Source organism: Pedobacter suwonensis, from assembly GCF_900111825.1.
In the GTDB taxonomy this organism is placed as follows: Bacteria; Bacteroidota; Bacteroidia; order Sphingobacteriales; family Sphingobacteriaceae; genus Pedobacter; species Pedobacter suwonensis.
In genome coordinates, this window is record NZ_FOJM01000013.1 from 75,224 (window position 1) to 87,921 (window position 12,698).

The following is a 12,698-nucleotide window of genomic DNA, read 5'->3' on the forward strand; positions in this document are numbered from 1 at the left end:
CCAATGAAAAACATATTAAATCTTTTCCTTTTAACGTTCCTAAGCATTCCGGCAATCGCCCAAAAGAGGCTTGGTCTCAATTCTCCCAACGGGCGGTTGCAGGTGGATGTAAGCATTACCGATAGTATTCGTTTTCAGCTGGCGCATGATGAAGAAATTGTTCTGAATTCTGGTGCCATAGCCATGAAACTTGGCAATGGAAAAACCTTCGGCATCAAATCTCATTTGAAACAAAGCAAAACCATTACCGTTAAACAGGAAATCCCTGCCTATTTTTATAAAAGAAACCGTATCAATGATGAATATGCAGAATTGACGCTGGAATTTAAGGAAGATTACAAACTGATTTTTCGACTTTACAATGAAGGCATGGCTTACCGTTTTGTATCTACGGCTAAGCAGGATTTTATTGTGAATGAAGAACTGGCTGCTTTCCAATTCCAAAAAGATTACAAGGCCTACATTCCATATGTAAAAACTAAAGAGAAGACCATTGAGGGCCAATATTTCAATTCGTTTGAAAATACTTACACCTACAGCTCTTTGAGTAAAATGGATAAGCTGAAGCTTGCTTTTTCTCCTTTGGTGGTAGAACTGGATCACGGTAAAAAAGTGTGTCTGGCCGAAGCTGATCTGCAAAGCTACCCGGGTATGTTTCTTTTTAATCCTACCGGAAGAACTGCTCTCGAAGCCAACTTTGCACCTTATCCAAAATCTATCGTGCAGGGCGGACATAACCAGCTGCAGCAAATCGTCACCGCGCGCCAGCCTTATCTTGCTAAAAGTAAGGCAAAAACAAAATTTCCCTGGCGTATAGCCATTGTCTCCACCAGCGATAAAAATTTAGCTGACAATGATATGGTTTACAAACTGGCCGAGCCCAGCCGGTTAAAGGATATTTCATGGATAAAACCAGGCAAAGTAGCCTGGGAATGGTGGAATAATTGGGGACTGAGCAAGGTAGACTTTGTTTCAGGTGTGAATACAGAAACCTATAAGGCCTATATCGACTTTGCTGCCAAAAATAAAATTGAATATGTGATCCTGGACGAAGGCTGGGCAGTAAATCTGAAGGCGAGTTTATTTGACGTTGTACCGGAAATCAATCTGAAAGAACTGGTTGCCTATGGGAAAACCAAAAATGTAGATATTATTCTCTGGGCAGGATATTATGCCTTTGCGCGGGATCTCGAGGAGGCTTGTAAGCATTATTCCCAGCTCGGCATAAAAGGTTTTAAGATCGATTTCATGGACCGCGATGATCAGGAAATGGTTGATTTTCATTACCGGGCGGCAGAAACGGCAGCAAAATATAAGTTGATGGTTGATTTTCACGGTACCTATAAACCTACCGGGCTAAACCGTACTTTTCCGAATGTAATTAATTATGAAGCTGTGAACGGTCTGGAACAGATGAAATGGACCGGGCCAGAGATGGATATGGTTACCTATGATGTAACGATGCCTTTTATCAGGATGATTGCCGGCCCGGTAGATTACACGCAGGGTGCCATGCGTAATGCTACTAAAAGTAGCCATAGGGGAATAAATGATGAACCCATGAGTCAGGGAACCCGCTGCAGGCAACTGGCAGAATATGTGGTTTTTGAATCGCCTTTAAATATGCTTTGCGATAGTCCGGACAATTATGCGAAGGAGCAGGAATGTACCGATTTCATCAGCGCTATTCCTACGGTTTGGGACCGTACCATCGTACTTAATGGTGAGATTGGGCAATACATTACCACTGCCCGCCAAAAAGGCAACACCTGGTACCTGGGCGCTTTAACCAATTGGGAGGCACGCAAACTTGATCTTGACCTCAGCTTTCTCGGTAGCGGAGACTATGCTGCAGAAATTTACCAGGATGGAGTTAACGCCAATAAAATCGCCTCTGACTACAAAAAGCAGCGGATGGAGATTCCGTCCGATCGAAAATTATCCATTAACATGGCGCAGGGCGGTGGTTTCGCGATTAAGATTTTTAAAAAACAAACACCGTGATTTTTATGAAAGCAAGCAGAACCATTTTTAATTTGCTATTACTGTTGTGTTGCTTTTTCTTTAAGCTTTCGGCGCAGGAGACCCTGGTTAATGTATACGGCAGAACAACGCAATCCCTTAACGGTAAATGGGAAGCAATTATAGACCAATACGATCAGGGAAGGAAAAACAAAATATACCTCAATAAAAAACCAGCCGGAAAGACAGATTTTTACGAATATGCCTTTGATGGTGGTTTAAAACTGAATGTGCCTTCAGACTGGAACAGTCAATTACCCGAACTCAAATATTATGAAGGTACGGTTTGGTACGCCAGGCATTTTGATGCACCCAAAACACATCGGGAAAGGTTATTTATTTACTTTGCTGCAGTAAGTTATCGTTGTAAGGTTTACTTGAATGGAAAGGAAATTGCCGAACATGAAGGTGGTTTTACACCTTTTCAGGTGGAGATAACAGGTCTGGTGAAACCATCAGACAACTTTTTAGCCCTGGAGGTAAACAATACCCGAACTGCTGATGCCATTCCCGCCAAATCATTCGATTGGTGGAATTATGGTGGCATCACCCGCGATGTGATGCTGGTATCGACTCCGAAAATTTTTATTCAGGATTATTTTATTCAATTGGATAAAAATCATCCGGATCAGATTAATGTGAAGGTTAAAGTTGTTGATAAACAAAAAAATGTAGCGGTAAAAGTCGAGATTCCCGAACTGAATATCAGGCAAAACCTCGTTACCGATGATCAGGGGATTGCGAGCATTTCAATGGCCAATTTAAAAAAAATACAGCGCTGGTCGCCGGCATCACCCAAACTGTACCAGGTGTTGGTATCTACAAAAGAAGATCGGGCAGCAGAATGGATTGGCTTTAGAAACCTGGCGGTAAAAGGAACACAGATATACCTGAATGAGGAGCCGGTCTTTCTAAAATCGATCAGTTTTCACGAGGAAATTCCACAACGCAAAGGTAGAGCTTTCTCTGAGGCAGATGCCATGATGCTTTTGTCTGAAGCGAAAGCTTTGGGCTGCAATATGATCCGTTTGGCACATTATCCTCAAAATGAATATACGGTACGTGCAGCTGAAAAAATGGGTTTTTTGTTGTGGGAGGAGACACCAATCTGGCAAGGGATTGATTTTGAAAACCAGGAAACCAAAAAGAAAGCCGGAAAGATGATTAGCGAAATGGTGATGAGGGATAAAAACCGATGCGCCATCTCTTTCTGGGGTATGGCCAATGAAACCCAGCCATCTGCTGCGCGGAATGAATTTCTTAAATACCTGATCAAATGCACGAAAGATATCGATAGTACCCGTTTAATTACGGCTGCATTTGATCTGGTTCGGTTTAATCCGGATAAACAACGTTTCGTAATGGACGACCCTTTTATAAATGAAATAGATGTGGTAGCCATTAATAAATATATGGGCTGGTATCATCCCTGGCCGGTTGCGCCAAAAAAGGCCATTTGGGATGTGGCCAGCAACAAACCGCTGATCATTTCAGAATTTGGTGCTGAGGCTTTGTACGGTAAAACCGGTGACGCTGATGTAGCAAGTTCATGGAGCGAAGACTACCAGGCCCAGCTTTACAAGGATAACCTGGAAATGTTTAAAAATATTCCGAATCTCAATGGCATTTCGCCCTGGGTATTGTTTGATTTTCGGTCGCCATTTCGCTTTCACCCCACTTATCAGGATGGCTGGAACAGAAAAGGACTGGTTTCTGATCAGGGGTTTCGTAAAAAAGCCTGGTATGTTATTGCAGATTATTATAAAAACATCAAATAGAGTTTATGAGGAGATATTTTTTAGCGCTGTTGTTAACGGGGTTATTATGGAACAACCTTGCACATGCGCAAAATTTTAAAACCGTTGTTGATCAAGCCCTGGATTTTGCTGAACGGCAAAGCCTGTTAATGGCCAGGAAATATGAGCATCAACCAGGCGTATTACCGCGTTCGTTCGAAGCAGGGAAAAGCACCATATCTGATTCGCGCTGGTGGTGTAGCGGATTTTTTCCCGGTTCGCTATGGTATGTTTATGAGCATAGTAAAAATCCAGCGCTGTTAGCGTTTGCTAAATTGTATACGGCCAGGGTAGAACGTGAAAAATTCACCACCGATAACCACGATGTAGGTTTTATGCTGTATTGTAGTTTTGGCAACGGCTTACGTTTAACCAACGATACATCTTACAAGGCAGTTTTGCTGAAGGGCGCACAATCGCTGGCTACCCGCTATGATCCTAAAGTTGGTCTCATCAGGTCATGGGACCATAATAAAGCCATCTGGCAATATCCGGTTATTATTGATAATATCATGAATCTGGAATTGTTGTTATGGGCCAGCAAGCAATCAGTAAATGAGCAACTGAAAAAAATAGTGCTTTCGCATGCCGATAAAACGATGGAGCATCATTTCAGGCCCGATTTCAGCTCTTATCATGTGGTTTCATATAACCGGCAGACTGGTCTGCCACATAAAAAGCAAACCCACCAGGGATATGCTGATGATTCTGCATGGAGCCGTGGACAAGCCTGGGGCCTTTACGGTTATACTTATCTCTATCGCGAAACTAGAGAAAAACGCTACCTGGATCAGGCGATGCATATCGCTGATTTTCTGATCAATCATCCTAAAATGCCCAAAGACTTTATTCCTTACTGGGATTACGATGTTCCTGTACAGACTAATACGCCAAGAGATGCTTCAGCTGCCTGTATTATGGCTTCTGCATTAACCGAATTAAGCGATTTTGTAGATGCCGATACTAAAAAGAAATATATGGAAGTGGTAGAAAAGCAAATCCGGACACTCGCTTCTGATGAATACACGGCAAAGTTGGGCGAAAACGGAAATTTTATCCTGATGCACAGCACCGGAGCATTTCCCTTTAAATCAGAAGTAGATGTGCCCTTAACCTACGCAGATTATTATTATGTGGAGGCGCTGAGTCGTTTGAAGAAGAGATTGTAGGATGGGATAGTCGTCATTGCAAGAAGGCTTTTCAGCCGACGAAGCAATCTTTATAGTAAAAATCATTAGCCTGATAGATTGCTTCGTCGTTCCTCCTCGCAATGACGATTTTTTAAGGATGCTGGCAATGATAGTTTCCCGGAGTTTGTGGCCAAGTAGTCAAGGTACTTGTTTCAAACGGCTTACAAGACGTTTGGATACTTCGTCAAGTTTAATACAAGCTAATCTTCAACGTAACAAATCCGAAAGGAATTACAATTTATGATATACACAGTTAACCGTGGCGATGATAACACTTATTTTAGCTGCATCCCTTCGCTATTGATATCTGTCAGCTGAAAATGGAAAGAAATTGATAGATGGGAAATTTAAACGATCATTAGAAAACCAAAAAGAATACCTGCGTATGCATTTCGACCTTAAGGATATACGGAAAATCTTCTGTTTGCTGCTTTTTTTTTCAGCCTTTTTGCTGAAAAGTGCCGCTGCAATTGATATTTCCAGGTATCGGTTCCATGTCATGCCCGAAACATCATATTACAGTGGTATTCAGAGCATCACCAAAGATAGCTTGGGACGCATGTGGTATACTGGTCCGGATGCTGTTTTTATGTATGACGGGAACAGTTTTTATCAGTTAAATGACCTGGCCTCGAAGAGCAATCCAAAGGTGAAATGGGCTTACGGTTCTTTGGTGACCGATAAAAAGGGCGGATTATTTTTGGGCACTAATCATGGTTTATTGAAGTTTAACTATGGGCAATTTAATTTTGAACTGGTTCTGCCTGGAAAAATCCGCTCTATATGTCTCCATAATGATGGCAATTTATACATGCTCTCTGGCGACAGTTTATATATATCTGGCCTGGAGAAAAAGGTTTTTAAGAAAATCAAACTTCCTACCAACAGGTATTTTGACAGTGTGATCAGCCTGAAAGGAAATATTTATCTCTCTCAGGAGAATTTACTTTACAGATTTGATACCAGAACGGCGCACTTTTCAGTTTTTACCAATTTGGGTCAAACCTCCTTTGTGGTGAATGATGCTGTAGCCTATGGGGGCGACTATTATTTTCTTACCCAGCGGGGTGGTATTTTCGTGACCGACGCCAATGGGGTAATCAAAAAAAACATTCCGGTTACAGGACCGGGTTTCCAGACCACGATTGCCAAAAAAATCTTTATCGATCAGGTGGGCATTATGTGGGTAGCCACACAAGCCGGACTGCTGCTTTATGATCCGCAAACACAGACCAGCAAGCTGCTCAAAATGAATCCGAACGATGCTTTTTCATTGCCCAATAACTCGATATGGACCATTTACGGAGACCCTGACCAGGGGGCATGGATTGGCACTTATGGTGGCAAAATTGCTTATTGTTCACTTTATGATGCTTATGTCCGTTATTTCACCACCAGCCCGGGCGGGCTCAACCATCCCATCGTAAGTGGTTTTCAGGAAGACGATATGGGCAATGTATGGATTGCTACAGAGGGCGGTGGACTCAACTATTGGAACCGGAAGGATGACAGCTTCCGCCATTTTACCAAGGCCGAAGCCAATTCCATCAACTCCAACATGGTTAAGCGCTTAAAATTTGATTCCGATCGAAAAAAACTGTTTATTTCCTCTTTCAATGGAGGTATTTCTGCCTATGAAATAGCGACAAAGCGTTTTAGTAACCTCAACATCCTTTTACCCGGAAGCCGGCAGCCTTTAACCGTGTATGATTTTGTACGGGATGCCGGGGGAACCTGGTGGATGACCGATCCGGATAAAAACTTTTTCCACCGCAAAAAAAACGAGGCAACAGAAACGGAGATGGTTAAATTAATCGCTGCAAACGGAAATGCACTGGATGTAGAGATTGAGGCCATTTCGATCGATCAGCAGCAACAGCTTCGTCTGGTTACTCATCAAGGGCTTTATATTGCAGATCCTAATACGCTTAAAGTGCTGCGTCACTATGTCATCAAAGATGGTCCTTACGCGGTGAATCACCTGGGTTGCTACTATGAAGCATCAAATGGAGACCTCTGGTTGGGTACTTCGGGAAGAGGTGTAAATCTTTTAAAGAAAGACGGACGCTATCTTAACTTTAACAGTACCAATGGCTTTTCTCCTAAAATTGTTTTTGGTATTCTGGAAGACGATATTTCCGGAAATATCTGGTTTAGCACAAACGATGGGCTGTACTTTTTTGAGCAGAAAGCGCAGAAGTTTGAAAAAGCCAGATTTTATAAAGCAAATAGTTGCGGTTCTTTCTATCTAAGGTCGGCCTATAAGACCAAAAAAGGAGAACTGTTATTTGGGGGGACCAACGGATTTGTACTTTTTGATCCGCAATACCTCAATAAAAACATTCAGAAACCGAGGGTATTTTTTACCAGCTTATTAGTTAATAATCAACTGGTAAACAATGTAACGCAAGATTCACCTTTAAGCAAAGATATTTCCACATTAAGCAATCACGATGATGAAAAAATCAAACTTTCCAGTCACCAGTCTAATATAGAAATCCGTTTTTCGTCAAACAGCTATTTATCGGCAGATAAAAATCAGTTTTCTTATCGCATGCTTGGCTTAAACGATAAATGGATGAAGCTGAATCCTAATCAACAAGCTGTTCAGTTCTTTAATTTACCAGGCGGAGATTATGTTTTTGAGATCAAGGCCTCCAACAATGACGGGCTTTGGGGCGACGAAATTTCAAGGCTTTATTTCCATGTCAACCCGCCGTTTTTCCTCTCCTGGTGGGCTTACTCCATTTACACTTTAATTGTGCTGGGCCTCTTATTCTTCATCATGCGGTATTATACCAATAAAAAGGTCTTTAAGGAACGATTGGCTTTAGAAGCAATTAAAGAACAGAACATGCGGGATTTGAACCAGGCGAGAACCGATTTTTTTACCAATATTTCGCACGATCTTAAAACTCCGCTTACCCTGGTGCTCGAACCATTGAAGCAGTTAAAAGAAACCGTTCAGAAAAATGACCATGCAGCGGGCTATATGCAATTAATTGAGAAAAATGTGGCGCGCATACAGCGTTCAATTAGTCAGTTACTTCGTTTTCGGGAAATAGAAAGCCAGAAAATAACCCTAAATCCACAGCTTGGCGATTTCGTCAGTTTTGTACACGATGTTTTTGGTCTTTTTGAACTCTATGCAAACAAAAAAGAAATAGAAACCAATTTTACTGCTCATGCAGACCATTTGTTTGTGGCTTTCGATTATGATATTATTGAAAAAATCCTGACCAATCTTTTCTCTAATGCCTTAAAGTACACCTCTGGTAAAGGCTATGTAGGCGTAAGGATTTATCAATCTACAGCCGAGGAACAGTCGAGGTTAGCTATTGAGCCGGATCTCCTTGAAAGAGAATACATATCTGTTGAAGTGTTAAATACCAGTATAGGCTTTTCGGAAGAGCAGATTGCTACACTATTTACCTCCTTTAACCGCTTGTCATCTTATCGCCCTACTTTTGAAGAAAGTTCGGGTCTTGGCCTGGCCATTGTAAAAGAACTGGTTGATGCCATTGGGGGAAAAATCTGGATGGTAAATAAAACCAATAAAGTTTCATTTACGATGATGCTCCCGCTTAAAAAAGAAGCAGGATCTGGCGATATGCAGTCGAACGTGTACGATTATACCATCTCCGAAATTGATGAAATCCTTTTAGGAGCCGAAGAACCTGATCTATCTCCAAAGCATGCCAGGAAATCGACCAGTATTTTGTTGATCGACGATGATCCTAATTTGCGGAACTACCTGGAACGCCGCTTGTCTGAAAAATACAATGTCTATCTGGCCAGCGATGGTCATGAGGGTATTGTTAAAGCTGAAAAAATATACCCTCAACTCATTATTACCGACCTGATGATGCCAAACACCAATGGATTTGAGGTATGTAACCACTTGCGGCAGAACTTTAAAACCAGCCACATACCCATCATCATGATTTCGGGTATGGGTGATGTAAACCAGAATAAAACCAAAGCGCTTGAACATGGCGCAACCGTTTTTATTGATAAACCTTTTGAAGTGGAATACCTGGTTCAGCAGATGGATACCATTTTGAAAAACCAGCAGGAAATGAGGGAAATGTACAGCAAGCGGCTGGTCGTAGATCCGGCTAAAGTAACTATTACTTCAATGGATGAGGAATTGCTGGTTAAGGCCATGAAGTTTATTGAGCAGCATATGGCCAATCCCAATTACTCTGTAGATGATTTTGTTTCGGATATGAATACCGGAAGAACAATCCTGTATCAAAAGATCAATGACATTGTTGGCATGTCGATCAAAGAATTTATTCTAAACATCCGGCTTAAAAGAAGTGCCTACTTATTGGAACATGCAGATTTGACCGTGGCAGAAGTGGCTTATCAAACCGGATTCAACAACGCCAAGTATTTTAGTGTATGCTTTAAAAAACAATTTGAAACCAGTCCGTCTGAATATAAAAAACGCTTTAGTACAGAGAATAATGCCGTTTAAGAAATTATTGCCGAGCATGCAGACAATTACACTGTTAAAGCACTCTCATTAACCAAATAAAACCTATGAAGCACTTGAAATTTTTTCTTATTATTTTATCTACAACCACGCTATTATGCACACTGCAGGGTCAGGAAGCTTTTGCGCAACATCGGCTAAAGGGGATGCATCCGCAACAGCAGATCGATTTTGTTAAAAAACAGCTCAAAGCCAGAAAAGAACCTTATTTATCAGCCTATAAGGCATTGCTGATTAAAGCAGATTCGGCTTTGCTGGTCACGCAACATGCGGTAGAAGATTTCAGTATTCCGGGTTTTTATGTTGACAAGGAAACCCACCGCCGAACTTCACGGGCACTTCAGGTAGATGGTTTTTCGGCATATAGTTGTGCCTTAGCTTATCAGCTGAGTGGAAAAATAAAATATGCAGACAAAGCCGTTTACTTTCTGAATGCCTGGGCAGCGGTCAATAAAAAATATTCTCAGCTGGATGGTTCACTGGTGATGTCGTATTCTGGTACTGCCTTGATGATCAGTGCCGATTTGCTCAAAGATTATAAAAGATGGCAGCCTAAAGAGGTAACACAATTTCAATGGTGGACTAAAAATGTATTTCGTGCTGCAGCAAACAGCATCCGGTACCGGAACAACAATTCTGGCGATTGGTCTCGTTTGGCTTCTATCCTGGCAGACACCTACCTGGAAGACCGGGAAGATATGCAGCAAAACATAACCTTAATCAAAAAAGACCTTTTCGATAAAATTGCTCCGGATGGACATTTGGTGGAGGAAGTAAAACGACAGGGAAAAGGCATTTGGTATACCTATTTTTCTCTGGCACCGCTTACCGCATCCAGCTGGATCATTTATAATCAGACAGGTGAGAATCTCTTTGAAGCATCGCGCGATGGGGCATCATTCAAAAAAGCACTTGATTATCTTTTTTACTACAATCAACACCCCGAAGAATGGAAATTTTTTAAAAATCCGGATACGGGTAGTGTGCATACTATAACAGGTTTCTGGCCGGCCAACTTACTGGAAGCGATGAATGGCATTTATCCTTCGCCGCAATTTGATGATTATCTTGCACCATATCGCCCCATTATGTATACCACACACGATTATGCCTGGACATTTCCAACCCTTATGCCCTTACGATTAAACGGATACCAATAAATTATTCCCCATGAAAAAATATCTAATTAAATTATTATTGCCGGCCTGTGCCTTATGCATCAGCTTATCGGGAGTAGCCCAACAATCAAAAAATCCTAAGCCCCCAGCGCTCCATTCAGGGGGTTACAAACTGGTATGGGCCGAAGAATTTAATAATAACGGCGCACCTGATCCGGCTAACTGGACTTACGAACTCGGATTTGAACGCAATGAAGAATACCAATGGTACCAAAAGGAAAATGCAAGGTGTGAAAACGGCAAACTAATTCTGGAGGCCAAAAGAGAAAAAAAGGCAAACCCCGATTTTAAGGAAGGAAACAGCGACTGGAGAAAGCATAGGCGGGAAGCGGATTACACTTCAGCCAGCATCAAAACCCAGGGGTTACATAGCTGGCTTTATGGCCGGTTTGTTATGCGCGGTAAAATAGATATCCGGGACGGCATCTGGCCAGCCTGGTGGACGCTGGGAACAAAAGGATTCTGGCCTGCAACCGGTGAAATCGATATGATGGAATATTACCGGAAAAAACTGCTCGCCAATATTGCCTTTATGGATGCAAACCGAAAAGATGCCTGGTTTAGTACAGAGAAAAATATCGATTCCCTTGGCGGTCAGGCATGGGCAGATCGCTTTCATATCTGGCGAATGGATTGGGATGAAAACAGCATCGCACTTTATGTAGATAACCAGCTTTTAAATAAAGTGTCATTAGACCGGTTGGTCAACCAGGATGGTACCAATATCAATCCTTTTAAACAACCGCATTATATGCTGCTCGATTTGGCGATAGGGGGTAAACAAGGTGGAGATCCTTCTCAAACCACCTTCCCGGCCAGGTTTGAAGTGGATTATATAAGGGTTTATCAAAAATAATCAATTAAGAAATGAAAAATATGAATTTAAAACGACTGCTTCTGATCCTGGTATTTAGCTGTTACGGCGGATTTAGTGCTTTTTCAGGTGAAACACCTTTAAAAACTGATTCTATTCTGGAAACCGCAAACATTTTTAAAACGATGCAGCGGGTGGCAGACTGGCAATTAAATACCTGGAAGAACAAAGGGTTTAATCATAGAAAAGCAGATTGGACCAATGGTGCCTGCTATACCGGTATTTTTGCTTTCGGCAACCTGCGGGGCAACGAACGCTACTTGCAGACGCTGGTTGATATTGGAAATGATTTGGGCTGGAATACCGGACATTTGCGCTTTTATGCAGATGATTATTGTATAGGACAAACTTATGCGCAGCTTTACAGCAAATTTAAGCAGAAAAAGATGATTGCTCCTTTTATTTTACAGGCCGATAGTATCATCAGCCAGCCACACGACGAACCTTTGAACTGGAAAAATAATATCCAGAAAAGGGAGTGGGCCTGGTGCGATGCCCTCTTTATGGGGCCGCCTTCGCTTGCTTATTTAAGTACGGCTACCCGAGATGAAAAGTATCTTAATACAGCTGTTAAATTGTGGTGGAAGACAACCGGATTTTTATATGACCCTTCGGAGAAGCTATTTTTCAGAGATGAGAGTTTCTTTAATAAAAGAGAGAAAAACGGGCAAAAAATATTCTGGTCAAGAGGCAATGGATGGGTATTGGCCGGCCTGGTAAGGGTGTTGGAGAATATGCCAAAAAATCATCCGGATAGAAATAAAATGATTCAGCTTTATAAGGATATGGTATCCAGAGTAGCAGGATTACAGCAGCCGGACGGCAGCTGGCATGCTTCGTTATTGGATCCTGCAAGTTTTCCGGTTAAAGAGATGAGCGGGACCGGCTTTTTTTGCTATGCCATTGCCTGGGGTTTAAATCACGGTGTTTTGAAAAAACAACAATATCTTCCTGTGGTCGAAAAGTCATGGAAAGCCATGGTTTCTGCCGTACATGAAGATGGGATGCTGGGTTATGTACAACCCATTGGCGCAAGTCCGGATGCCGTAAATGCCGGTAGTACTGAGGTGTATGGCGTTGGTGCATTTTTGCTGGCGGGAACACAATTGTATGAATATATGAAGAAGGTAAAATAGA

Annotated in this window: 7 protein-coding genes; all 7 read left to right on the forward strand. The window is 42.0% G+C overall.

The genetic code is table 11. The features are described from left to right. The first annotated feature begins 3 nt into the window (after nt 1-3). The 7 genes from BM107_RS16830 (at nt 4) to BM107_RS16860 (ending at nt 12,697) form a co-directional block, all read left to right on the forward strand. Nucleotides 4-2,004: a glycoside hydrolase family 97 protein gene (locus BM107_RS16830; protein ID WP_090985460.1), complete on the forward strand. Its 2,001-nt coding sequence runs from the start codon at nt 4-6 to the stop codon at nt 2,002-2,004. A gap of 5 nt (nt 2,005-2,009) precedes the next feature. Then, on the forward strand, nt 2,010-3,800 hold the full coding sequence (locus BM107_RS16835) for a glycoside hydrolase family 2 protein (RefSeq protein ID WP_090985462.1): 1,791 nt from the start codon (nt 2,010-2,012) through the stop codon (nt 3,798-3,800). 5 nt (nt 3,801-3,805) lie between these two features. Then, nucleotides 3,806-4,987, forward strand: coding sequence for a glycoside hydrolase family 88 protein (locus BM107_RS16840; protein ID WP_090985465.1), 1,182 nt, complete (start codon nt 3,806-3,808; stop codon nt 4,985-4,987). A gap of 406 nt (nt 4,988-5,393) precedes the next feature. Beyond that, nucleotides 5,394-9,491, forward strand: a complete 4,098-nt coding sequence (locus BM107_RS16845; protein ID WP_208864401.1) for a hybrid sensor histidine kinase/response regulator transcription factor — start codon at nt 5,394-5,396, stop codon at nt 9,489-9,491. Nucleotides 9,492-9,556: 65 nt separating this feature from the next. After that, entirely contained in the window at nt 9,557-10,669 is a 1,113-nt protein-coding gene (locus BM107_RS16850) for an alginate lyase family protein (RefSeq protein WP_208864402.1), read from the forward strand. A gap of 10 nt (nt 10,670-10,679) precedes the next feature. Beyond that, on the forward strand, nt 10,680-11,543 hold the full coding sequence (locus BM107_RS16855) for a glycoside hydrolase family 16 protein (RefSeq protein ID WP_090985469.1): 864 nt from the start codon (nt 10,680-10,682) through the stop codon (nt 11,541-11,543). Nucleotides 11,544-11,554: 11 nt separating this feature from the next. Continuing rightward, complete coding sequence (locus BM107_RS16860) at nt 11,555-12,697, forward strand: glycoside hydrolase family 88/105 protein (RefSeq protein WP_090985471.1); 1,143 nt, start codon at nt 11,555-11,557, stop codon at nt 12,695-12,697. Nucleotide 12,698: the final 1 nt, after the last annotated feature.

Coding starts and splice junctions, on each gene's coding strand:
- BM107_RS16830 (WP_090985460.1), top strand. CDS start 4: ATGAAAAACATATTAAATCTTTTCCTTTTAACGTTCCTAAGCATTCCG.
- BM107_RS16835 (WP_090985462.1), top strand. CDS start 2,010: ATGAAAGCAAGCAGAACCATTTTTAATTTGCTATTACTGTTGTGTTGC.
- BM107_RS16840 (WP_090985465.1), top strand. CDS start 3,806: ATGAGGAGATATTTTTTAGCGCTGTTGTTAACGGGGTTATTATGGAAC.
- BM107_RS16845 (WP_208864401.1), top strand. CDS start 5,394: ATGCATTTCGACCTTAAGGATATACGGAAAATCTTCTGTTTGCTGCTT.
- BM107_RS16850 (WP_208864402.1), top strand. CDS start 9,557: ATGAAGCACTTGAAATTTTTTCTTATTATTTTATCTACAACCACGCTA.
- BM107_RS16855 (WP_090985469.1), top strand. CDS start 10,680: ATGAAAAAATATCTAATTAAATTATTATTGCCGGCCTGTGCCTTATGC.
- BM107_RS16860 (WP_090985471.1), top strand. CDS start 11,555: ATGAAAAATATGAATTTAAAACGACTGCTTCTGATCCTGGTATTTAGC.